The sequence below is a fragment of the Microbacterium paludicola genome (assembly GCF_015235415.1).
Taxonomy (GTDB): domain Bacteria; phylum Actinomycetota; class Actinomycetes; order Actinomycetales; family Microbacteriaceae; genus Microbacterium; species Microbacterium paludicola.
On sequence record NZ_JADGLL010000007.1, the window covers coordinates 26,864 to 49,252 of the forward strand.

General features: G+C 71.2%; 25 protein-coding genes. 11 read left to right on the forward strand and 14 right to left on the reverse strand.

All coding sequences use genetic code 11. The annotated features are described in order from the left end of the window. Positions 1-26: 26 nt before the first annotated feature. Positions 27-503, reverse strand: coding sequence for an HIT family protein (locus IR155_RS04830; protein WP_135113696.1), 477 nt, complete (start codon positions 501-503; stop codon positions 27-29). Positions 504-558: 55 nt separating this feature from the next. Between IR155_RS04830 and IR155_RS04835 the strand changes: the two genes are divergently transcribed. Beyond that, entirely contained in the window at positions 559-2,475 is a 1,917-nt protein-coding gene (locus IR155_RS04835) for a penicillin-binding transpeptidase domain-containing protein (protein WP_233441102.1), read from the forward strand. 4 nt (positions 2,476-2,479) lie between these two features. Beyond that, on the forward strand, positions 2,480-2,773 hold the full coding sequence (locus IR155_RS04840) for a DUF1905 domain-containing protein (protein WP_135113698.1): 294 nt from the start codon (positions 2,480-2,482) through the stop codon (positions 2,771-2,773). Between the two features lie 15 nt (positions 2,774-2,788). Here the strand turns inward: IR155_RS04840 and IR155_RS04845 are convergent, their stop codons facing one another. Both IR155_RS04845 and IR155_RS04850 read right to left on the reverse strand, forming a co-directional pair. Then, a complete protein-coding gene (locus IR155_RS04845) occupies positions 2,789-3,121 on the reverse strand; it encodes a hypothetical protein (protein WP_135113699.1) in 333 nt (110 codons plus the stop codon). A 59-nt stretch (positions 3,122-3,180) separates the two neighbouring features. Then, positions 3,181-4,041 (reverse strand): LysR substrate-binding domain-containing protein, encoded by an 861-nt coding sequence (locus tag IR155_RS04850; RefSeq protein ID WP_135113700.1) that lies wholly within the window; start codon positions 4,039-4,041, stop codon positions 3,181-3,183. Between the two features lie 78 nt (positions 4,042-4,119). Here IR155_RS04850 and IR155_RS04855 point away from each other — a divergent pair, with 78 nt between their 5' ends. After that, complete coding sequence (locus IR155_RS04855) at positions 4,120-5,058, forward strand: EamA family transporter (RefSeq protein WP_135113701.1); 939 nt, start codon at positions 4,120-4,122, stop codon at positions 5,056-5,058. Here IR155_RS04855 and IR155_RS04860 read toward each other — a convergent pair. Beyond that, a complete protein-coding gene (locus tag IR155_RS04860; RefSeq protein WP_135113702.1) occupies positions 5,049-5,615 on the reverse strand; it encodes a dihydrofolate reductase family protein in 567 nt (188 codons plus the stop codon). The genes IR155_RS04855 and IR155_RS04860 overlap by 10 nt on opposite strands. 155 nt (positions 5,616-5,770) lie before the next feature. On the opposite strand from IR155_RS04860, the gene IR155_RS04865 reads away from it, so the two are divergent. Together IR155_RS04865 and IR155_RS04870 are read left to right on the forward strand one after the other, a co-directional pair. Then, positions 5,771-6,757 carry an NAD(P)-dependent alcohol dehydrogenase gene (locus IR155_RS04865; RefSeq protein ID WP_135113703.1) on the forward strand — a complete coding sequence of 329 codons (987 nt, stop codon included), beginning with the start codon at positions 5,771-5,773 and terminating at the stop codon, positions 6,755-6,757. A gap of 255 nt (positions 6,758-7,012) precedes the next feature. Continuing rightward, positions 7,013-7,981 (forward strand): bile acid:sodium symporter family protein, encoded by a 969-nt coding sequence (locus IR155_RS04870; protein WP_135113704.1) that lies wholly within the window; start codon positions 7,013-7,015, stop codon positions 7,979-7,981. A gap of 57 nt (positions 7,982-8,038) precedes the next feature. On the opposite strand, the gene IR155_RS04875 is transcribed toward IR155_RS04870, so the two are convergent. The 3 genes from IR155_RS04875 to IR155_RS04885 all read right to left on the reverse strand — a co-directional run bounded on the left by IR155_RS04875 (position 8,039) and on the right by IR155_RS04885 (position 10,400). Further along, positions 8,039-8,908, reverse strand: coding sequence for an endo alpha-1,4 polygalactosaminidase (locus tag IR155_RS04875; protein WP_209306736.1), 870 nt, complete (start codon positions 8,906-8,908; stop codon positions 8,039-8,041). Between the two features lie 59 nt (positions 8,909-8,967). After that, on the reverse strand, positions 8,968-9,666 hold the full coding sequence (locus IR155_RS04880; RefSeq protein ID WP_135113705.1) for a catalase family protein: 699 nt from the start codon (positions 9,664-9,666) through the stop codon (positions 8,968-8,970). Between the two features lie 68 nt (positions 9,667-9,734). Beyond that, entirely contained in the window at positions 9,735-10,400 is a 666-nt protein-coding gene (locus tag IR155_RS04885) for a TetR/AcrR family transcriptional regulator (RefSeq protein ID WP_135113706.1), read from the reverse strand. 91 nt (positions 10,401-10,491) lie between these two features. Here IR155_RS04885 and IR155_RS04890 point away from each other — a divergent pair, with 91 nt between their 5' ends. Continuing rightward, entirely contained in the window at positions 10,492-11,415 is a 924-nt protein-coding gene (locus IR155_RS04890; RefSeq protein ID WP_209306735.1) for an SDR family NAD(P)-dependent oxidoreductase, read from the forward strand. Between the two features lie 26 nt (positions 11,416-11,441). On the opposite strand, the gene IR155_RS04895 is transcribed toward IR155_RS04890, so the two are convergent. Together IR155_RS04895 and ychF are read right to left on the reverse strand one after the other, a co-directional pair. Continuing rightward, complete coding sequence (locus tag IR155_RS04895; RefSeq protein ID WP_135113708.1) at positions 11,442-12,116, reverse strand: SDR family NAD(P)-dependent oxidoreductase; 675 nt, start codon at positions 12,114-12,116, stop codon at positions 11,442-11,444. 53 nt (positions 12,117-12,169) lie between these two features. Next, positions 12,170-13,243, reverse strand: a complete 1,074-nt coding sequence (gene ychF / locus IR155_RS04900; RefSeq protein WP_135113709.1) for a redox-regulated ATPase YchF — start codon at positions 13,241-13,243, stop codon at positions 12,170-12,172. A gap of 85 nt (positions 13,244-13,328) precedes the next feature. On the opposite strand from ychF, the gene IR155_RS04905 reads away from it, so the two are divergent. The 3 genes from IR155_RS04905 to IR155_RS04915 all read left to right on the forward strand — a co-directional run bounded on the left by IR155_RS04905 (position 13,329) and on the right by IR155_RS04915 (position 16,899). Next, on the forward strand, positions 13,329-14,846 hold the full coding sequence (locus IR155_RS04905; protein ID WP_228066662.1) for a peptide MFS transporter: 1,518 nt from the start codon (positions 13,329-13,331) through the stop codon (positions 14,844-14,846). 69 nt (positions 14,847-14,915) lie between these two features. Beyond that, the gene (locus IR155_RS04910) at positions 14,916-15,500 is read left to right on the forward strand and encodes a 3'-5' exonuclease (protein WP_135113711.1); all 585 of its coding nucleotides are present in this window, start codon (positions 14,916-14,918) and stop codon (positions 15,498-15,500) included. Between the two features lie 55 nt (positions 15,501-15,555). Beyond that, complete coding sequence (locus tag IR155_RS04915; protein WP_135113712.1) at positions 15,556-16,899, forward strand: DNA recombination protein RmuC; 1,344 nt, start codon at positions 15,556-15,558, stop codon at positions 16,897-16,899. On the opposite strand, the gene IR155_RS04920 is transcribed toward IR155_RS04915, so the two are convergent. Continuing rightward, positions 16,886-17,089, reverse strand: a complete 204-nt coding sequence (locus IR155_RS04920) for a UDP-N-acetylmuramyl pentapeptide phosphotransferase (protein WP_228066663.1) — start codon at positions 17,087-17,089, stop codon at positions 16,886-16,888. The genes IR155_RS04915 and IR155_RS04920 overlap by 14 nt on opposite strands. A 112-nt stretch (positions 17,090-17,201) precedes the next feature. Beyond that, entirely contained in the window at positions 17,202-18,182 is a 981-nt protein-coding gene (glpX, locus tag IR155_RS04925) for a class II fructose-bisphosphatase (protein ID WP_135113713.1), read from the reverse strand. 171 nt (positions 18,183-18,353) lie between these two features. On the opposite strand from glpX, the gene fbaA reads away from it, so the two are divergent. After that, entirely contained in the window at positions 18,354-19,382 is a 1,029-nt protein-coding gene (fbaA, locus tag IR155_RS04930; RefSeq protein ID WP_135113714.1) for a class II fructose-bisphosphate aldolase, read from the forward strand. A 63-nt stretch (positions 19,383-19,445) separates the two neighbouring features. Here the strand turns inward: fbaA and IR155_RS04935 are convergent, their stop codons facing one another. Next, the gene (locus IR155_RS04935; RefSeq protein WP_135113715.1) at positions 19,446-20,384 is read right to left on the reverse strand and encodes an SDR family NAD(P)-dependent oxidoreductase; all 939 of its coding nucleotides are present in this window, start codon (positions 20,382-20,384) and stop codon (positions 19,446-19,448) included. Between IR155_RS04935 and IR155_RS04940 the strand changes: the two genes are divergently transcribed. Then, positions 20,364-20,717 (forward strand): SbtR family transcriptional regulator, encoded by a 354-nt coding sequence (locus IR155_RS04940; RefSeq protein ID WP_135113716.1) that lies wholly within the window; start codon positions 20,364-20,366, stop codon positions 20,715-20,717. The two genes, IR155_RS04935 and IR155_RS04940, sit on opposite strands and share 21 nt — an antisense overlap. A 49-nt stretch (positions 20,718-20,766) precedes the next feature. On the opposite strand, the gene IR155_RS04945 is transcribed toward IR155_RS04940, so the two are convergent. Both IR155_RS04945 and IR155_RS04950 read right to left on the reverse strand, forming a co-directional pair. After that, positions 20,767-21,720, reverse strand: a complete 954-nt coding sequence (locus IR155_RS04945) for a D-alanyl-D-alanine carboxypeptidase family protein (RefSeq protein ID WP_135113717.1) — start codon at positions 21,718-21,720, stop codon at positions 20,767-20,769. Between the two features lie 100 nt (positions 21,721-21,820). Continuing rightward, on the reverse strand, positions 21,821-22,378 hold the full coding sequence (locus tag IR155_RS04950) for a DUF6264 family protein (protein WP_135113718.1): 558 nt from the start codon (positions 22,376-22,378) through the stop codon (positions 21,821-21,823). Between the last annotated feature and the right edge of the window lie 11 nt (positions 22,379-22,389).

Sequence of the window (22,389 nt, forward strand, 5' to 3'; positions counted from 1 at the left end):
CGAATGTCGGCGGTCCGGTGGATAAGTCAGCCGAGAGCCCGCAGCCGGTTGATCTCCGCGGCGAGAGCCGCGCGCAGCGCGTCGTGCCTCGGGCCCAGCGCCGTCGCCGGATCCGTCCAGCGCTCGCGCGGATACAGCCAGACGGGATAACCGACGATCTCCGGCGGCTCCCAGTCGTACCGCGGCCAGATGTGCGCATGAAGGAAGGCATCGGTGTTGCCGAGGATCTCCACGTTGACGCGCCGGTAGCCGCGATCCCGTGCGGCGCAGACCTTCTCCACGGCGGTCGCGACGAGGTCCACATCGGCGAGGTAGCGGATCCGCTCATGCCGAGGCAGGTCGGACAGTCGGTCGACTCCCGGCACTTTGGTCAGGGCGAGCGAGTACCCGGGCAGGAACTGCACGTCGCCGATCACGGCGAAAGCGGCGTCCAGCTCCGCCAGGACCGTGGGGTTGCGCCCCTCGAGTGCCGCCCCGACCCGATCCGCACGCCAGTCGCTCATGCCACACACGCTAGCGATCGACCCCGGTGTCCGACGCCCGTGCCAGGATGACCAGGTGCGCACGCCTCACTCGCCCCGACGGCCGCTCTCCCTCCCCCGCCTCGGCGCCGGCATCGCCGTCGCGGCGCTGCTGCTGCCGCTGTCCGCGTGCACCGATGCGAGCGAGGAGGCGACCCGCGCGCTTGCCGACGACCTGGCGGCCGCCCTGTCCGGCCACACCCTCGACGGCGTCGCGCTGACGGACCCAGCGGCCGCGGCCACCTTCCAGGAGCAGGTGGAGCCGCTTGCCGACTACGCGGTGAAGGTCTCGGCCGACGAGGTCGAGCGCGAGGGCGGCACCGGGTCCGTCGTGCTCCACTGGTCCTGGGACGTCGAGGGGCACGAATGGGCCTACGACACCACCGCGGCGCTGGTCGAGGGCGACGAGCAGACCTGGGCGGTCGAGTGGTCGCCGGCCACCTTCGTCCCGGACCTCACAGCGGACGAGCGGATCCAGATCCAGCGCGAGTACGGCCCGCGCGCGGACATCCTCGACACGGCGGGAAACCCCATCGTGACGATGCGCCCCGTGGGGCGGTACGGGCTCGACAAGGCGAACACCCCGCCGGACCAGGTGGGCACATCGGCGGAGCGGATCGCCCAGGCGCTCGGGCTGGATCCCGCCGGTTTCCGCGCGACCGCCGAGGCCGCGGGGCCCGAGGCGTTCGTCGAGGCGCTCACGGTGCGCGAGGGCGAGGAGGACCTTCACGTGGCTCCCGAGTTCTCCTCCATCCCGGGCGCGCTGCGGGTGCCGGATGAGCTCGCGCTCGCACCGTCGCGCACGTTCGCCCGTGAGATCCTCGGCTACGTCGGCGAGGCCACCGCGGAGGTGGTCGAGGCGTCCGAGGGGACGATCCGCCCGGGCGATCGCGTGGGCCTCGCGGGCCTGCTCGCCACGTACGACAGCACGCTGCGCGGCACGCCGACCCTGCGGATCGAGGCCGTGGGAGCCGGCGAGGAGCGCCGCGACCTCGCCGAGTTCACCGGCGAGCCCGGCAAGCCCGTCACCCTCACGCTCGACCAGGCGATGCAGACCGAGGCGGAGCGCATCCTGTCGCCGCTTGCCGGCGAGGAGGCGCCCGCGAGCGCGCTGGTCGCGATCCGGCCCTCGACGGGCGAGATCCTGGCGGCGGCGAACGGTCCGGGCAACGCCGGCATGAACGTCGCGACCGCGGGGCAGTATGCGCCGGGCTCCACGTTCAAGCTCGTGACGTCGCTCGCCCTGCTGCGGGCCGGGGTGACGCTCGAGGACACCCTGAGCTGCACCGAGACGCTCGACGTCGACGGATACACCTTCCACAACTTCGGCGACTACCCGGCGAGCGCCCTCGGCGATGTCAGCTTCCGGACCGCCCTCGCCAACTCGTGCAACACCGCTCTCATCGGCGCGCGCGACCGGATCGAGGACGACGCGCTCGTGTCGGCGGCCGAGGCGCTGGGCCTCGGCGAGGCCCCCGACCTCGGCTACCCCGCCGCCCTCGGCACCGTGCCCGCGCCCGCGGGAGAGACCGAGAAGGCCGCCGACCTCATCGGCCAGGGCAAGATCCAGGCCACGCCGCTGGGAATGGCCACGGTCGCCGCCTCGATCCAGGCGGGCCAGACGGTCGTGCCGCACCTGATCGCCGACCGCACCGGCGACGCCGAGCCCGCGCAGCCGCTGACCGCGGACGAGGCGACCTCCCTGCGCGAGCTGATGCGCGCGGTAGTCACGGATGGATCCGCCACCTTCCTCGGCGCGATCCCCCGCGAACCCGTGGGCGCGAAGACGGGCACCGCCGAGTACGGCGAGCCCGCCGCCGACGGCGAGTACCCCAAGCACAGCTGGATGATCGGGACGCATGGCGACCTTGCCGTCGCCGTCTTCGTCGAAACCGGCGAGTCGGGCGCCAAGACCGCGGGACCTCTGCTGCAGGCGTTCTTCGAGAGGTACTGACCGGATGGCGTGGGACTTCGAGGCCGAACTTATCGAGTGGCGCGGGCCCGCGCCGTTCGTCTTCGCTCCCCTGCCGCCCGAGCTGTTCGCCCAGATCAAGGACGCCGCGCGCGGGCTGATGTACTGGGGCCAGATCCCGGTCATCGCGCGGATCGGCGACACCGAGTTCGACACGGCGATGTGGCCGAAGGACGGGCGCTTCCTGCTGCCGATCAAGGTCGCGGTGCAGCGCTCCGAACGCATCGACGTCGGCGATGTCGTGACCGCCGTCGTGCGGCTGCCGGACGAGCGTGGCTGATCCGACGCCGGCGGGTCAGCCGGTGCCGCCGCCGGTGCCGAAGACCGGGTAGGCGACGAGCAGGGCGACGACGACCGCCGCGCTCGCAGCGAGCATCACCGCATCGCTCGGCGCGATCCTGCCACGATGAGCTGTCGTCCGCACCGCCCGCACGATGACGAACGCGCCGACGATCACGGCCCACGCGAGCAGCAGCCATCCGAGGATCATCAGAATCGTGGGCAGCGAATCCGAGTCGGGGATCCCTCGCCAGATCGCGTCTCCGACCATCAGTGACACCGCGGCGCACCCGGCGAGCGCGAGCACCACCGCGGCGGCGATCGGGCGGGCCTCGCGCGTCGTCTCCATGAGGCGAACGCTATCGATGGACGCGCCTCCGGATCAATGGCGGATCCAGCGGACCGCGGTCAGATGCCGTCGAGGAACGCGAGCGCGGCGGGCGAGGGATTGAACGCGCTCCAGGCGAGGCATTCGACGCGGGTCGGACCGTCGACCACGGCGACCGTGCGGAGGTCGCGGCCGTCCGCGACCACTCCCGGCGGAAGGAGCGCGATGCCGAGACCGTGCCGCACGAGGTCGAGCATCAGGTCGATGTCCATCAGCTCGAAGGCGATCTCGCGGCGAAGCCCGAGGGCATCGAACGCTGCGTCTGACTGGGCTCGACCCGGCGTCGCGGCCGGGAAGTCGACGAAGGTCTCCTCCGCCAGCTCCTCGAGCCGCAGCCGCCGGCGTTCCGCGAGCGGATGGCCGCCGGCAACGACGGCGACGTGACGGGTGCGCGCCAGCACCCGGGTCCGCACCCCCGCGTGCGACACCTCCCGCGGCAGGCCGAGAACGGCCACGTCGAGGGCGCCCGCGGCGATCTCGGCGATGAACGTGTCGCTCGAGCCCGCGTGCAGCCGGATCCGGACCGCGGGATGCGTGCGATGGAACACTCCCAGGGCGGCCGGGATGTCGATCGCCGTGACGGTGGGGATGAGCCCGAGGGTCAGCTCACCGCGGATCTCACCCGTCGCGGCCGCAGCGTCGGCGACGGCTCGCGCGGCCGCCTCCAGGCTCGCTCGCGCGGCCGCCACGAACGCCTTGCCGGCCGCGGTCACCTCGACCCGGCGGCTGTTGCGAGCGAACAGCGCGACGCCCAGCTCGCGCTCCAGGGCCTTGATCTGATGACTGAGCGCCGACTGCACCACGTGGCATCGCTCGGCCGCCCGGGTGAAGCTGCGCTCCTCCGCCACCGCGACCGCGTACCTCATCTGCTGCAGTTCCATTGACTCATGATGCCGCCTCATGTCTGTGATGCGAACAATGCGTTGGACTCATGGTCGAGGGGCGGCGACGATTGCTGCATGGCCACCACCGTCGCGAGTCCCATCCACACGTCGTCTTCGGGCGTCGCCGGTCGCACGGCGCTCACCGCGCTCGCTCCGATCGTCTGGGGCTCGACCTACATCGTCACCACGCACCTGCTGCCCGAGGGGCATCCGCTGTTCGCGGCACTGATGCGCTCACTGCCGGCCGGGATCGTCGCGATCCTGCTGGCTCGGCGGCTTCCCCGGGGAGCGTGGTGGTGGAAGAGCCTCGTACTCGGCACGCTCAACATCGGTGCGTTCTTCCCGCTGCTGTTCCTGGCCGCGCAGCTCCTTCCCGGTGGGGTCGCCGCGACCCTCGGTGCCGCGCAGCCGCTCGTCGTGGCGTTCCTCGCGGTGGCGATCCTGCACGAGCGCCTGTCCCGGTGGCGCCTCGGCTGGGGCGTGGTCGGGATGACCGGGGTCGCGCTCGTCGTGCTCGGGCCCGACGCCGCGCTCGATCCGATCGGCCTGCTCGCCGGCATCGGCGGAGCGGTGTCGATGGGCATCGGTGTTGTGCTCACCAAGAAGTGGGGTCGGCCCGACGGCGTTGGCCCGGTCGGGCTCGCCGGATGGCAGCTGGCCGCGGGCGGGCTTGTGCTGCTCCTTCCCGCCCTGCTGATCGACGGCGTCCCGCCCGGGATCGACGGCCAGGCCGTGGCCGGATATATCTGGCTCGGCATCGTCGGCGCGCTCGTCGCCTACACGGTGTGGTTCGCCGGGATCGGCAGGCTCCCGGTGACGGCGACCGCCCTGCTGGGTCTGCTCTCGCCGCTCGTCGCGGCCCTGCTCGGGGCGACGATCGCGGGCGAGGCGCTCAGCGCCGTCCAGCTCCTCGGGTTCGCACTCGCGCTGTGCGCGATGCTCGCCGGCCAGCTGTCCCCCGCGGCTCGCGGCGCGCGCCCGTCCCCCGCGGCGTCCGGGCCTGGTCAGGCGTAGGGCGCGACGTAATGCGCGTAGAGGGTGCTGCCGAGCTGGCGCTGCTCGACGAGACGGAGGTCGAGCCGCACATCGGCCGGCAGCGCCCGCAATCCGCCGCCGATCACCTTCGGGACGACGAAGAACCGGTAGTTGTGCACCATGCCGGCGCGGATCGCCGGCTCCGCGGTCGTGGGACCGAAGATCTCGACCTCGCCCGGCGCGTCGCGGACGATCCGCTCGAGCTCGTCCAGCCCCAGATCCGGCACGAGCCGCGCCCTCTCGGAGGCGACATCCGCCGGCGCGAGGGTCGAGGAGGCCACCACGAGGCCGATCCCTCGCCAGCGCCGGGCGAACTCGTGCTCATCGGCACCCCAGGAGTCGTCCTTGGGATCGGTGTCCCAGTACTGCATAAGTCGGTACGTGCGTCGCCCCAGCACCTCCGTTGAGACCAGACCCATGCGCTCGACGTGGAACCGGAAGACGTCATCGCCCGGGCCCGACCAGTTGAAGTCCCCGTCGGCGTCCGCGACGTATCCGTCCAGCGAGACGGTGGCGGTGAAGCTCAGACTGCCCATGGCACATGGTCGTCCCGGCCGGTGGCCGCGCGCAACGGGTCGCGCGGAGAACCGGATCAGCGTCCATTCGCTCTCGACCGTCTTCCCTGGGCGTTGCGCTCCTGCGGCGACGACGCTATGGTCCGAGTGACTGCCTTACAGCGTAAGGGGACCGGATGCGCGCAGCTGTCGTGACCAGATACGGCGCGCCCGATCGCGTCGTCATCCAGAACGTCTCCGTGCCGAAGCCACGCGCGGGCCACGTACTGGTGCGTGTGCATGCGACCGCGGTGACAGCGGGAAATGCGCGGATCCGGGCCGCCCGCTTCCCGCCCGGTTTCGGTGTGCTCGCTCGCCCCGCGATCGGGTTCCTGGGGCCCCGGGTCCGTACGCTCGGCGGCACACTGTCCGGCGTCGTCGAGCAGGTCGGGCCAGGGGTGATCGACTTCGAGCCCGGCGACGAGGTCGCGGGGATGACGGGGACCCGGATGCGATCCCATGCCGAACTCGCGGTCGCGCCGATCCGGTCGCTCGCGCGCAAGCCACCCGGCGTCACACATGCCGACGCGGCGGGCATCCTCTTCGGCGGGTCGACAGCGCTGTACTTCCTGCGCGACCGAGCAAAGGTCACAGCCGGCGAGTCGGTGCTCGTCAATGGCGCTGCCGGTTCGGTCGGCTCCACGGCGGTCCAGCTCGCACGGCACCTCGGCGCGACCGTGACCGCGGTGACCAGCGACAGCAACCGCGACCTCGTGCTTCGACTGGGCGCGACCTCCGCCATCGACTACCGCACGACCGCGGCGACCGAGATCGGCGCCCGGTTCGATGTCGTCTTCGACGCCGTCGGCAACATCTCGCGCAGCGACGGTCTGCCGTTGCTCAGCGACAGCGGTCGGCTCGTGCTCGCCGTCGCGAGTCTCGCGGGCTCAGTACTGGCACGCGGCCGGGTCATCGTCGGAGTCACGCCGGAGCGTGCCGACGACCTGAGCTTCCTCCTCGGCCTCGTGGCCACCGGCGAGCTGGACGCCGTCACCCGGGTGGTCGGGGGCCTCGAAGACGCCCCCGAGGCTCACCGAGTCGTCGACTCCGGCCGAAAAGTCGGCAACCTGGTCATACTCCCCAACGGCGGGACCGGTTCAGGCGATGGGCGGGACGTCGTGTGAACGCCCGATCAGCGAGCTCGCGGAGCAGACAGCCACGGCCTGGGCGCGCGGCGTGCTGGCGGATGTCGCGCGCGATCCATCCTCCTGACGACGTCGCTGCCGGGACGGGCGGGATCTGCCGCCCAACGTGGCGCGACGGGGTGCGTCGGCGGAGGATCACGGCATCCTACGCATTTCGCTCATCCGCACAGGGCCGCGACGCTCCCGACTGCGCAGATCGCACGGCCTGAGGCACCGATCTGATACTCATGAAGGATGAGCACCACCCAAGCCACGCCGGATATCGCCACCGCCTCCGCCGATCGGGCCGCCCGCCTCGCCGTCACGGTCTTCCCGATCCTCGTGATCGTCGCGGGCGTCATCGGCTTCCTGCTGCCGGGCACGGTCGCGCCGCTCGGTCAGGCGGTGCCATGGCTGCTCGGAGTGGTGATGTTCGGGATGGGCCTGACGCTCACGCTCCCCGACTTCTCGCGCATCCTGAAGCGTCCGTGGATGGTGGCGATCGGCGTTGTGCTGCAGTACCTGATCATGCCGCTCACCGCGTGGCTGATCGCGCTCGCGCTCCAGCTGCCGGCCGAGCTCGCCGCGGGTGTGATCCTCGTCGGCTGCGCGCCGGGCGGCACCGCGTCGAACGTCGTGACGTACCTCTCGCGCGGCGACACCGCGCTGTCGGTGACGGTGACAACGTGCTCGACGCTGCTCGCCCCCGTGCTCACGCCCCTGTTGACACTGTGGCTCGCCGGACAGTTCCTCGAGGTGCCGTTCGCCTCGATGATGATGTCGATCCTGCAGACCGTGCTGCTGCCGGTCGTCGCGGGCCTGATCGTGCGGCTGCTGCTGCGCAGGTGGGTCGAGCGGGTGCAGCCCGCGCTGCCGTGGCTGTCGACCGTGGCGATCGCGCTGATCGTGGCCGCCGTGGTGGCCGGCAGCGCCGACAAGATCGTCGAGGCGGGTCTGCTCGTCTTCCTCGCGGTGTTCCTGCACAACGGCTTCGGTCTGCTGCTCGGCTACCTCGCCGCGTGGGGGATGCGGATGACGCAGCGCGAGCGCCGCGCCATCAGCATCGAGGTCGGCATGCAGAACTCGGGCCTGGCAGCCTCGCTCGCCGCCGCCCACTTCTCGCCGCTCGCGGCGCTGCCCGCCGCGGTGTTCTCGGTCTGGCACAACCTGTCGGGCGCGATCTTCGCCCTCATCATGGGACGCCGCCCGGTCACGGACGAGTGACGACAGGCGCTCCGGCGGGCCGACGCCGGTGAGCAGCCAACGCTGCCGCAGGACGCCTCAGCAGGATCGATAGACGTAGTCCGCGCTGCTCGGACCGAGGAGGTCCCTATCTCGCAGGATGGTCAGGGGCGCGCGATCCGGCAGCCGGCAGACGTCCCCGAACGTGGCGGTTCCTTCGTCGAGCGAATCGGGATACTCGATCTGCAGGACGTGGTCGCCGTACACGTCGGTGTACGCGCCGCACTCATCCCAGACACCGCACTCCTCGGCGACCGCGAAGTCGAACCCGAGCTCGTCGTGAGCGATCCGCGTGATCTCGGCGGCATTCTTCTGGGCAATGGCGAGCCCCGCGGCGTGCGCACGTTCCACATACGCCGTCGCGAGCACATGCGCCCCGCCCCGGTCGACACGGTCGAAGCGCGTCCACGTGTCGAGGTTGTCGATCTCGACGGCGTCGAAGCCGTCCGCCGCGCAGCCATCGATCACGGGGCCGAGCACGTCGACGATGCCGTCCCGCTGGGCCGCGGTCGAGGGATCGAGGATGTACTCGTCGGGCCACTCGGGATCGACCAGGAGCCCGCCGGTCGCATCCCGCAGCAGCAGGTCGTCGCGTTCGAGCCAGAACGCGGCGTCACCGGGCTGCGTCTGGAAGCCGTTCACGTAGCAGACGTTGTAGGCGCCCTCGAGTGGCTCCGCCGTCGAGTCGCGTACGACCACGTCGATGTCCACGGGGCCGGCGCCGCGATCCACGCGTTCGTAGACCTCTCCGAGCTGATAGTCGAAGACGCCGTCGGTCGGCGGCAGCGTCGCCGCGCTGCTCGCGCCGGGCGGCTCAGTCGCGCCCGCCGCGCATGCGGCGAGCGCCGCCGCCGTCACCATGATCGCCGCGACGGACGCCGACTTCCTCACCGCGTCCTCGGGCAGCATCTCGACACCGACCCAGTCTCTCGCAGGCACCCGCGAGGGGCGCGCTGATCGCGGCGCGCCTACCCGGAGGTCCCGCGCTGCGCGACGCGGTAGCTCGACTCCCGCAGACGGCGCACCCACGGGTAGGTCGTGGATCCGGGGAGCGGATGCCGCACCGGATCGAAACGAAGCTCGGCCGAGTCCGCCTCGGCAGCGGGCCGGAGCAGGACGTCCGCGAAGGGGTGCCACTTCTCGGTCGGCGACGCGTGATAGAGCCGGATCCGCCACGGCTGCTCCTGGAGCGACCGCCGCAGGCGCTCCAGGTCCGCGGGGAGCACCCGCGAGGGGACGCTCCGGACGCAGATCAGCACGGGCCGCCGCGGCGAGCGGTACGGCAGGAGACTCCCGAACGTGGCGCCCGTCGCCGCGCGCCGCGGCACGAGTGCGAACCGGGAGGGGAACCCGATGCCGGTCGACGCGAGCAGGACATCCGCGGTCCGCCCCTCGTCGGTGTGGAATCGCAAGGCGAGGCCGAGCACATCCGGCAGTTTGTCGGGCAGCCCGACTCCCCGGGACAGCCTCGCGGTCACCTCGAGCGGCTTTGCCCTGGCCTCGTCGATCCAGGCGATGCCCGACGGCGCCGCACCGGGCAGCCAGGTCGCCTGCCCCGTCAGCACCAGCCCGCGCGAATGGATGGGGCGCGGATGACGGATGCGCCGCAGCAGAGCGAAGAAGCCGCGCAGCACGGCTCCGGCCACCCCTGCGAGTCCCGCGAGCATGCGGCCATTATCCCGGCCGGGCGGTGCCGAGATAAGCCCGGGACCCGACAGGTGGATGCCGTGCGAACTCAGCCGCGCGGCAGCACCCCGAGGAGCGCCGAGGTGACCGCGATCCGCAGCGCGTCGTGCAGGTCGAGCTGCAGCTCGGCGAGCGCCGGCTCGTCCGCGTAGGCGGCGAGAAGGCTCGCCGGCGGCGGGACGTATGCGGACAGTGCGCCGGCCGAGACCAGGCTCATCATGCAGAACGTCTGGGCGCCGTCGCCGAGTTCGGGCAGGTGACGGCGCACGAGCTCCGCCATCGCCGCGAGCTTCCCGAGCGACGAGCGCTTGTGACGCTTCACCACCTCGACCGAGACGTTGTGCTCGAGCACGCCCCCCTGCGCGCCGAACAGGTCGCACAGGGCCCTGCGCTCCGACAGCGTGCGGGTGAGGATGTCGGCCAGCTGTCGCGCCCTCGTCTCCGGCGTCGCCTGCGCGTCGACACCCGCGGCGAGCGCCTGCTCGAGCTCGGCGAGCCACTCGCCCAGGAAGTCGTCCAGCAGCTCCAGCAGCACCGCCTCACGCGACTCGAAGTAGCGCAGCACGTTCGATTTGGCCAGGCCGACCCGGCGGCTGAGCTCGTTCAGGCTGATCTCGGCGACGGACATCTGATCGAGCATCCCCGCGGCCGTGTCGAGGATCGCCTGGCGGCGGATCTCCCGCTGCTCCTCGCTGCGCGCTCGCTGGAATGTCACGGCGTCATGCTAGCAAGAGACCGCCGGTCTATTGACAACGCGACAGGCGGCGCTTACGGTTCCCTTAACAGACCACCGGTACTTAAATGAGATGCACGTGACTGAAGACTGGACCGAAGAGCACATCCCCGACCAGAGCGGTCGCGTCGCGATCGTGACCGGCGCGAACACGGGGCTGGGGTTCGAGACCGCGCGGCTGCTCGCCGAGCACGGAGCACACGTGATCATCGCCGTGCGCGATGTCGAGAAGGGCAGGACTGCGGCAGGCCGGATCGCCGGTGAGGTCACGGTGCAGCGGCTCGACCTCGCATCGCTCGACTCCATCCGCGCCGCCGCCTCGGACATCCGCGCCGATCACCCGCGTATCGACCTGCTCATCAACAACGCGGGCGTCATGTACACGCCGCGGCAGACCACCGCGGACGGCTTCGAGCTGCAGTTCGGCACCAACCACCTCGGGCACTTCGCACTCACGGGCCTGCTGCTCGACCGGATCCTGCCCGTGCCGGGATCCCGCGTGGTGACGGTCAGCAGCACCGGTCACCGCATCCGCGCGGCGATCCACTTCGACGACCTGCAGTGGGAGCGCTCGTACAGCCGCGTGGGCGCATACGGTCAGGCCAAGCTCGCCAACCTGATGTTCACCTACGAGCTGCAGAGGCGCCTCGCCGCGCACGGCACGACCATCGCCGTCGCCGCACACCCCGGCACGTCCAATACAGAGCTCGCCCGCAACACCCCCGCTGCTCTGCGCGTGCCGATCACCCGGCTCGCGCCGCTGATCCTGCAGTCGCCCGCGATGGGTGCCCTGCCCACCGTGCGCGCGGCCACCGATCCTGCGGTGCTCGGCGGCCAGTACTACGGTCCCGGCGGCCGCGCCGAGGCGCGTGGATACCCCCGCGTGGTCACCTCGAGCCCCGCGTCCTACGACTTCGCGACCCAGCAACGACTCTGGCGGGCCTCCGAGGAGCTCAACGGCGTCACCTACGCGCTCGACCGGACCCCGGCGCGCTGACGGGGACCTACGACCCCGTAGCGCCCCTACTCCCTGCCCTCTTCGAGCGGGATGAGCATGGTTCGGAAGGGCCCTCCATCGGCGTGCAGCTCCCAGATCCGGTCGGCCACATCATCGATGCCGTTGGGCAGCTGGAGCTTGGGAATCGCTCCCGGGATCACGAGCTGCGTGACCCGGACACCCTCGTCCTCGAGGGCGTCGTGGAGCATCTCGCCGTACGCGCTCTCCGCCGGGAAGGCGACGGAGGTTCCGGCGAAGCCGGCGCGTGCCTTCACCGAGGTCCCGCCGTTGATCAGGATGATGCTTCCCTCTCCCGCCTGCCGCATCGCGGGCAGCACCGCGCGGGCGGAGTGGATGAGGCCGAGCGCAGAGAACTGCAGAGCCTCCAGTGCGAGTTCAGGCGTCAGCTCGAGGACAGGCTTCAGGTAGTCGCGAGACGGAAGCGGGCTGTACTGGAGGACCGAGATGGCACCGAGGTCTGCTGCGGCACGACCGAGCGCGTCTTCGAGCTCGGCGGGATTGCGCACATCCGCCGAGTAGCCCCTGGCCGTCACCCCCGCCGATCCCAGCTCCGCCGCCATGGCGTCGAGCTTCGACTGGTCGCGCGAGATCAGGGCGACCGAGAAGCCTTCGCGGCCGAAGCGACGCGCGACGGCCGCGCCGAGTCCCGGTCCGGCTCCGATGATGGCGATGACGGGCATGGCTGACTCCTTCGGGCTATGACGTTGCGGCGACTCTACGGACTGCGACCGCGTCAGACGTTGAAGCGGAACTCCACCACGTCGCCGTCGGCCATGACGTAGTCCTTGCCCTCGATGCGGACGCGGCCCTTCGCCTTGGCCTCGGCCATCGAGCCCGCCTCATCCAGATCCGTGAACGCGACGACCTCGGCCTTGATGAAGCCGCGCTCGAAGTCCGAGTGGATGACGCCCGCGGCCTGCGGGGCGGTCCAGCCCTTGCGGATGGTCCAGGCGCGCGACTCCTTGGGGCCCGCGGTCAGGTAGGTCTGCAGCCCGAGGGTCTCGAAGCCGACGCGGGCGAGCTGATCCAGCCCCGACTCCTCCTGGCCGAGCGACTGCAGCAGCTCGAGGGCCTCTTCGGGGTCGAGGTCGATGAGCTCCGACTCGACCTTCGCGTCGAGGAACACGGCCTTGGCCGGGGCGACCAGCGCCGCCAGCTCGCCCATGCGCTCGGGCGAGGTCAGCACTCCCTCGTCGACGTTGAAGACGAACAGCGTGGGCTTGGCCGTCAGCAGACCGAGCTCGCGGATGGGCGATACGTCGAAGCCCGCCTGGAACAGCGTCTTCCCCGAGTCGAGCATGGCCTTCGCGTCCTGCGCGGCGGCGAGCACGGACGGATCCGCCTTCTTTCCCTTGACCTCCTTCTCGAGACGCGGGATCGCCTTCTCGAGGGTCTGCAGGTCGGCGAGGATCAGCTCGGTGTTGATCGTCTCCATGTCGGACGCGGGGTCGACCTTGCCGTCGACGTGGACCACGTCCGAGTCGGCGAAGCCGCGCACCACCTGCGCGATCGCGTCGGCCTCGCGGATGTTCGCCAGGAACTGGTTGCCCAGGCCCTCGCCCTCGCTCGCGCCGCGCACGATGCCGGCGATGTCGACGAAGGAGACGGGAGCCGGCAGGATGCGCGCCGATCCGAAGATCTCGGCGAGGCGGTTCAGCCGGGGGTCGGGCAGCTCCACCACGCCCACGTTCGGCTCGATCGTCGCGAACGGGTAGTTCGCCGCGAGAACCGTGTTCTTGGTCAGGGCGTTGAAGAGGGTCGACTTGCCGACGTTGGGAAGGCCGACGATTCCGATGGTAAGAGCCACGGGAGACCAGTCTACGCGGGCGCCCTCCGCCCACCTGGACGCCGTATTGAGGTTCCGTGGAGGTGCCTGGTGCGAACCTGGAATGATGACCTCCGCCCTCTCCGAGAAGCAGACCGCGTCCCCATCCGCCGATCGGCGGTTCTTCGGTCACCCTCTCGGCCTGCTGACGCTCTTCACGACCGAGATGTGGGAGCGCTTCAGCTTCTACGGCATGCGCGCGATCCTGCTGCTGTTCCTCACGGCGGAGCTGTCGGAGGGCGGGCTGGCTCTCGACGAGACCACCGGCCAGGCCCTCGTCGCGATCTACGGCACGGGCGTGTACCTGCTCACCATCGTCGGCGGCTGGCTCGCCGACCGGATCATCGGCTCGCGCCGCGCCACGCTCTACGGCGGCATCGTGATCGCCGCCGGCCATGTGAGCCTCGCGCTGCCCAGCGGTGCGTTCACGTACCTCGGCATGATCCTCGTCGCCGTCGGCACCGGCCTGCTGAAGTCCAACGTGTCGACGATGGTCGGCGACCTCTACTCCCGTGAGGACCCGCGCCGGCAGTCGGCCTTCTCGATCTTCTACATGGGCATCAACCTCGGCTCGTTCTTCTCGCCGCTGATCATCGCCCCCGTCCGCATGGCGTTCGGCTTCCACGCCGGATTCCTCGTCGCCGCGATCGGAATGGCGCTCGCCGTCGCCTTCTTCATCGGCGGGCGCCGCCTGCTCTCCGCGGAGGGCGACGTGGTGCCGAACCCGATCCCCCGCGCCGAGGTGCCCAAGGTGATCCGGATGATCGCCTTCGTGCTTGCCGGCGTCGCCGTGCTCGCGGTTGTCGCCTCGCTGCTGCAGGGCGGCTGGGGAATGAACGCCATGATCGACACGCTCAGCTACGTCGGGCTGATCGCCCCGATCGTGGCCTTCGTGCTGATGTACCGCTCGCCCAAGGTGACGGCGCCCGAGCGCAGCCGGCTGCTCGCGTACATCCCGCTGTTCATCGCGGCGATGCTGTTCTGGATGATCCTGGATCAGGCGGCGACGACCATGACGACGTTCGCCGACCAGCGCACCGACCTCAGCATCCTCGACCTGCAGATCGGCGCAGAGACCTTCCAGTCGATCAACCCCTTCGTGATCTTCGTGTTCGCGCCGCTGTTCGCGTGGATCTGGGTCAAGACGAACGACCGCCCGGCCGTGCCGTACAAGTTCGCGATCGGGCTCTCGCTCGCCGCCGTGTCTTTCGTGGTCCTCGCGGGCGGCGCGTGGCTCGCGGGCGACGGCAAGGCGCCGGCCATCCTGCTCATCTGTGTCTACGTGATCCAGACTCTCGGCGAGCTGTTCCTCTCCCCCGTCGGCCTCGCGGCGACGACGCTGCTCGCGCCGAAGGCCTTCCGCGGCCAGGCGATGGGCCTCTGGTTCCTCGCCCCGGCGGCGGGGTCCGCCATCACTGCGCAGGTCGTGCAGGCGACGGAGGGCGTCTCGGATGTCGCGTACTTCGGCTGGACCGGCGTGATCGCGGCCGTCTTCGCGGTGGCACTGTTCGCCGTGAGCCCGTGGGTGCGCAAGCTCATCCACGAGGCCGACGAGGCGGAGGGCGTCCACACCTCCGGCGACTGACGCCCCTCGATCGGAGCCCCGGCGGCGCGCCTGCCGGGGCTCCGTCGTGTCGCCGCTCAGACTCGATCCGTGGCCCTGGACTTCACAGCGATCGACTTCGAGACGGCGAACGGATCCAGGGCGAGCGCCTGCCAGGTCGGGCTCACCAAGGTGCGCGACGGCAAGGTCGTCGAGACGGCCGGATGGCTCATCCGCCCGCCCGCCGGCCACGACGAGTTCCACGAGTGGAACACCCGGATCCACGGCATCCGCGAAGAGGATGTCGTCGACGCCCTCGGCTGGGATGAGCAGATCGAGGATCTGATCGGCTTCGCCGGCGACGACGTGCTCGTCGCCCACAACGCGAGCTTCGACATGGGCGTGCTGCGCACCGCCTGCGAGGTCACCCGCTACGACCTGCCCGCCTACCGCTACGCCTGCACGCTGCAGGTGGCGCGCAAGGTCTATCAGCTTCCCTCCTACCGCCTTCCCGTGGCCGCGGAGGCCGCCGGGTTCTCGGGCTTCGCCCATCACGACGCGGTGGCGGATGCCCTCGCGTGCGCGCACATCCTGATCGACGCGGCGCGCCGCTCGGGCGCCGAGGACGTGGACGGCCTCGCGGCGCTGATCGGCACCAGGATCGGGCAGATCCAGCCCGCCGTGCTCGCTGCCTGAGGGCTGCGCGCGCGGCCTCCGGCCGGATGTCGGTGGCCCCGGTCATGCTGGAGCCATGGACGCACTCGCCCTTCTGCTCGTGATCGTCGCCCTCGCCGCGGGCGCGGCGATCGGCTGGTTCGCGCACGCGAGCCGCACGGGCCGCGACGCGGCCGGGGGTCGCGCGACCCTCGCGGCGCGCGACGCCGAGGTGGCGGCGCTGCGCGAGTCGCTCGAGCGAGAACAGGATCTGCGCCACGACGCCGTCGCGCACGCGCAGCGGGAGCGCGCGGAGGCCGAGGAGCGCGCACGCCGCGAGAGCGCCGTGCTCACCGCCCTCTCCCCCGTGCGCGAGAGCCTTCAGCGCATGCAGCAGCGCGTCGACGAGATGGAGCGCGAGCGTCACAGCCAGTTCGGCACGATCGCCGAGCAGCTGCGGCGCGCGCAGGCCTCCGACGAGGCGCTGCGCACAACGACCGAGTCGCTCGCCGGCGCGCTGCGATCGACCACGGCGCGCGGGGTGTGGGGCGAGGCGCAGCTGCGCCGCGTCGTCGAGTCGGCCGGCCTCGTCCGCCACGTCGACTTCGACACGCAGACCGTGGCGACGGGCGACGACGTCTCGGGCCGCCCCGACATGGTGGTGCGCCTGCCGGGCGACAAGGCGATCGCCATCGACGCGAAGGCGCCGCTCGACGCGTTCCTGGACGCGGCGGCGATCCCGGACTCCGCCGTGGGCGAGGACGCGCGCCGCCGCCGGCAGCTGCTCAAGCAGCATGTCAAGGCCGTGCGCGGGCACGTCGACGCCCTCGCCCGCAAGGCGTACTGGGCGGGCCTCACGTCGAGCCCCGAGTTCGTGGTGTGCTTCCTGCCGAGCGAGTCGATCCTGGCCGTCGCGCTCGACGAGGATCCGACCCTCCTCGAATACGCGTTCTCCAAGCGGGTGGCCCTCGCCTCGCCCGTGAACCTCTGGGCGGTGCTCAAGACCGTCGCGTACGCCTGGACGCAGCAGGAGGTCTCGGACGAGGCCCGCACCCTGTTCACGCTGGGCAACCAGCTCTACGAGCGGCTCGGCACCCTGGCCCAGCACGCCGACGGTCTGCGCCGCGCGATCGAACGCACGGTCGACAGCTACAACAAGTTCGCCGGCTCACTCGAGTCGCGCGTGCTCGTCACGGCGCGACAGTTCCCCGGCATCGACGAGACCAAGCTCGCCGCGATGCCCGAGTCGCGCCCGCTTCACGCATCGACGCGCCGGATGGCGGCACCCGATCTCCTGGAAGCGCTGGGCAATGCGCCGCTGGACGAGCCCGCGCTGGACGAGCCCGTGACCGAATCGATCGCCCTGCGACTCGATCAGTCGCGGCTCGCGCCCGCGGAACCGCGGGCCACCGAGGAGAGCGAGCCGATCAGCCGGGGATGAAGCTCAGCAGCGCCGTGACCGCGCCCGAGAAGCCGACGAAGGCGCCGATGAACCACCAGACGCTGGGCTCCTGCCCGGGCGCGCGACGCACGCGCAGGAGAACATCGGGACGGCGAGCGGGGTCAGTGAACACCGGCTGCGCTGCGCCCTGATCGGCCACATGCTGAACCGGCGCGTGCTGAACTGACATACCTTCGCTCCCCCTGCTGTGTCCGAGATCCGCCGGGCCTATTCTCCCACTCCGAACCTCCGAAGTCGGTCACAGCTGAGTCACGCGTGGCGCGACACCCACCAGGCGGGAATCAGAGCCACTTCGACACGAGGTGATCGGACGAGATCCGGCGCATCGTCCCCGAGTGGCTGCGCAGCACGACGCTCTCCGTGTACACGTAGTCGCCCTGGCGGCGCACGCCCGCCACGAGCTGCCCGTCCGTGACACCCGTCGCGACGAAGAGCGTGTTGTTGCCGGCGACGAGGTCGTCGGCCTCGTAGACGTGGTCCATCTTCAGCCCCGCGTCGATGCCCTTCTGACGCTCCTCGTCGTCCCGGGGCCAGAGCCGGCCCTGGATGTGCCCACCGAGGGCCTTGATCGCGCACGCGGTCACGATCCCCTCGGGGCTGCCCCCCACGCCCACGCACATGTCGGTGCGCGCGTCGTGGCGCGCGGCGTTGATCCCGCCCGCGACGTCGCCGTCGCTCATCAGGCGGGTGCCGGCCCCGGCCTCGCGGATCTCCTGGATGAGCTTCTCGTGGCGCGGACGGTTCAGCACCGAGACGACCATCTCGTCGACCGGCTTTCCGAGCGCGTTGGCGAGCAGGCGGATGTTCTCGCCGATGGGCAGGCGGATGTCGACGACCCCGACGCCGGCGGGCCCGGTCACGAGCTTGTCCATGTAGAAGACGCTCGACGCATCGAGCATCGTGCCGCGATCCGACATCGCGATGACCGACAGGGCGTTCTGGCGCCCCGCCGCGGTGAGCGACGTGCCGTCGATCGGATCGACCGCGATGTCGTATGAGCGTCCGCGACCGGTGCCGACGTGCTCGCCGTTGTAGAGCATGGGCGCGTTGTCCTTCTCGCCCTCGCCGATCACGACCACGCCGTCGAAATCGACGGTGGACAGGAAGGCCCGCATGCCGTCGACGGCGGCGCCGTCCGCCGCCTCCTTCGCCCCACGGCCGATGAACGGCACGGCGCGGATCGCCGCCGCCTCCGTGGCGCGCACCAGCTCCAGCGCGATGTTCCGGTCGGGGTGGAGCGGGGCCATGTCCGTCGTCTGCATGCCCCGAGCGTATTGCGATCCGCGCCCGGATTTCCGGGACCGCGCACGGCAGGAATCCGCATTCTTGCCGATACCGCAAAGGGGCGCCCTCCGCGGCCCCCGGCGACGGCATGAACGGCCGACTTTCCCTAGACTGGGCGGCGAATCATCGCCCACTTCCAAGGAGCACACATGGCCTTCGCCACCCCGGATCAGTACGCAGAGATGCTCGACCGCGCGAAGGCCGGCGGCTTCGCGTACCCCGCGTTCAACGTCTCGAGCTCGCAGACGATCAACGCGGTCCTGCAGGGTCTGCAGGAGGCCGGCAGCGACGGCATCCTCCAGGTCACGACCGGCGGCGCCGACTACTTCGCCGGCCACACGGTCAAGAACCGCGCCGTCGGTGCGATCGCGATGGCCGAGTACGTCAAGCGCGTCGCCGCCTCCTACGACATCACCGTCGCCGTGCACACCGACCACTGCCCCAAGGACGCGCTCGACAGCTTCCTGCTGCCGATCCTGGCGGCCTCGGAGGAGCAGGTGAAGGCCGGCGGCGCGCCGATCTTCCACTCGCACATGTGGGACGGCTCGGCCGTGCCCCTCGCCGAGAACATCGACATCGCCAAGGAGCTGCTCCCCCGCACCAAGAACATCGGCGCGATCCTCGAGATCGAGGTCGGCGTGGTCGGCGGCGAGGAGGACGGCGTCGTGCACGAGGGCTCGAACGAGGCCCTGTACACGACGGTCGGCGACGTCACCCAGGCCGTCGAGGCGCTCGGCCTCGGCGAGAACGGCCGCTACATCTCGGCCCTCACCTTCGGCAACGTCCACGGCGTCTACAAGCCGGGCGGCGTCAAGCTCCGCCCCGAGCTGCTCGGCGAGATCCAGGAGGGCATCGCCGCCAAGTTCGGCACCGGCGCGAAGCCGCTCGACCTCGTCTTCCACGGCGGCAGCGGTTCGACCGACGCGGAGATCGCGACCGCGGTGTCCAACGGCGTCATCAAGATGAACATCGACACCGACACGCAGTACGCCTTCACCCGTGCGGTCGCCGGGTACATGCTCTCGAACTACGAGGGCGTGCTGAAGGTCGACGGCGAGGTCGGCAACAAGAAGCAGTACGACCCGCGCGCCTGGGGCAAGGTCGCCGAGACGGCGATGGCCGCTCGCGTCGTCGAGGCAACCAAGCAGCTCGGCTCGGCGGGTCAGTCGCAGCGCTGACCCCCTCGCACGAACGCCCCGGAGCCTCGCGGCCCCGGGGCGTTCGTCGTCTGAGCGCGCGGATCAGCGCAGGGCGCCGATGCGGATCTCCGCTCCCGCGAGCCGCTCCAGCTGCGCCCAGACGGCATCCGCGACCCCGGGTGCCGGATCCGCGGTGCGCGCGAGCGGCGTTATCCGCGCGGGAAGGCCGCGCATCCCTTCGGCGGGACCGAAGTACTCACCCCCGGAGGCCCCGGGGTCGGTCAGAGCGCGCACACCCGACCACGCCGCCGCATCCTTTCCCCGCGCCCACGGCGTGAACGGGTTGCGCTGAGAGGGCGTCGTCGCGTCGCGGATCCCCGGTCGCTGCGGAGTGCGCGCGTCCACGCCCACGCCCGGATGCGCCACGAGCGACGCCACGGGCAGTCCGTTCGCGCGCAGCCGTCGGTCGAGCTCGTACGCGAAGATCTCGGTCGCCTTCTTCGCCTGCGTGTAGGCGAGCACGCCCACGCGCGACGGCCGCGTCAGATCGTCGACCGACACGTTCCACCGCCGCACGAAGCCGGTCGACGCGTGAACGATGCGGGAGTGCTTGCCGCTCTCGCGGCCCGTCGCGACGAGACGATCCAGGATCCCCTCCACCAGCGCGACATTCGCGACCGCGTGCGTACCCACGAGCAGGGGAAGGCCGTCGGCGGTCAGTGCGCGACCGAACGCCATCGCGCCGCCGTTCAGGAAGACGCCATGCAGCGCCGGAAGCGCCGCCAGCGCCGAGGCGGCTGTCCGCACGGAATCGAGCGAGGCGAGGTCCACCACGACCGAGTCGAGCGCCGCGCTCGGCACGCGGCCGCGGATCGCCGCCTCGGCGACGGCCAGCTTGGCGGCGGAGCGCGATGCGAGCACGACGTGCGCGCCGGCCGCGGCCAGTTGCTCGGCCGCGAAGTAGCCGATGCCGGCGGTCGCGCCGGTCACGGCGAAGGTGCGGCCGGTCATGTCGGGCAGGTGTTCAGGGTCCCAGGTCATCGTCTCTCCTCCGAGACCGAGCCCGACCCCGCTGCCGCCCTCGAGCGGCTGCTGTCGGCGGCGCTGGAGCTGCAGCTGGAGGAGAGCGGCCTGCAGAGCGTGCTGCTGTCGAACCAGGACGAAACCGATGAGGTGCGCGAGGCGAAGCGCGAGATCCTGACCACCTGGCAGGGCGTTCTCGCCCGCGCACGCGAGACCGGCGTCGTGCGGGCCGACATCGACGCGCCGCGCCTGCAGCGCCTCGTCTGCGGCGTCGAGCACGCGGCGCGGCTCGGACCCCGCGACGACCGCGACGTCCTGCTTGCCGTGCTGCTGCGGGGCATCCGCGCCTGACGCCCGCCGTTGCCGCGGGAATCGCGGCGCTGCCGGCGCCCGTCCCCCGTCAGCCGGCGGCGGTGAGCTCCGCCTCGACCGCGGCGTAGAGCGCGCGCGACTCGACGAACCGGGCCTCGTCGTCCGCCTGCGAGAGCACGACGGTGTACACCCGCACCGTGCGGTCGCCGACCACGACGTCCTTTGCCGACAGCAGGTTGCTGCCGTCGAGCGTTCCCGTCTTGATCCCGACGACGCCCGGATCCGCCAGGAGGTCGTTCGTGTTCTCCACGAGGCCTGCGCCGGGCAGCTCGACTTGCGCGGTCGCGACGATCTCGGCGATGACCGGATCAGCGAGCGCGAGCCGGCCGAGATCGATCAGGTCCGACGGGGATGCCGTGTTCGCCGGATCGATGCCCGTGGGCTCGGTCACGGTGATGTCGGCGAGGTCGTGCGCGGCGAGGAACTCGGCGGCGGCGGCCGCGAACGCCGCGTCATCGCCCCAGATGTCCTCGACGAGGATGTCGGCGTAGTTGCATGCGGATCCGAGCAGCATCCCCTGCAGCAGCTGGTGCTGCGTGAGCGTGCCGCCCGCGGGAACCGGCAGCGCCGACTCGTCGCGGGCGAGGTACTCCTCGTACGAGTTGTTCCACTTCTCGACGAAGAAGAACTCCGGGCCCGACTCGCCGACCGCGAGCGGCCGCGCATCCTGCACCATCAGCGCCGTGATCAGCTTGGTGATGCTCGCCATCGGCCGCGGGGCGTCGGAGGGCGTCAGCACCTCCCCGTCCCCGATCGCGACCGCGGCGGCTCCCTCTCTCGGCCACGGGAGGTCGGCCGCCTCGAGTTCGGGAAGCGGCGCCTCCGAAGCCGCGGGCTCCTCGGCGACCGCCCTGGGCCCGTCGGGCGGACCGACGGCGGAGTTCGCGAAGGTCGTGATCCCGGCACCGAGCCCGACGGCGAGCGCGACGAACAGCCCGAACCGCGCAAGGCGGAGACGACGGCGGCGACTCAAGGGACTCATCACCCTCAGTCTCACCCGTCCGGGCGCGTCTTCCACGCCGACCCGCCCCGGATTCGTCCCTCAGCCGACCCTGATCCGCCCCCGATCGGGGCGGGATCCGTCAGCCGCCGATCTGATTCAGGATGGCGTCGCGCACCGCGGGATCCGCCAGCAGCGGCGTCGAGACCAGGATCGCCGCGAGCGTGTTGAACACGAATCCGCCGACGATGGGGATCCAGAAGACGATCCAGCCGCGCTTGTGCGCGGCCCACGTCGCCCAGGCGGTGAGCGCCCAGCCGAGGCCGAGCGAGATCGCCGCGGCGATCCCCCAGACCCCGGTGGTGGTCATGGCGAAGTCGTCGGGATCCAGCCCCAGCGCGGGAAGCAGCGCCGCCGGATCCAGGATCGCGGGGATCGCGCTGAGGAGGCTCAGCAGGCCGTACGCGAGCATGGCGATCGCGACCGCGCGGTCGACGATCCGGCCGGGCGTGCTCGGCGCCCGCTTGGCCGGTGCCGCCTCGGGCCAGCCGGCCGGAGCCGCGGGTGTGGCTGCGGGCGCGGGCGTCGGCGCGGGAAGCGGCTGGCGGATGCGCGCCGCCTGCTCCTCGGGCGTCGCGTACTCGCCGTACTGCGGGCGAGGGCGGTCGCCGAAGGGAAGGCCGGAGGTCGAGTCAGACACGGGATGCTCCT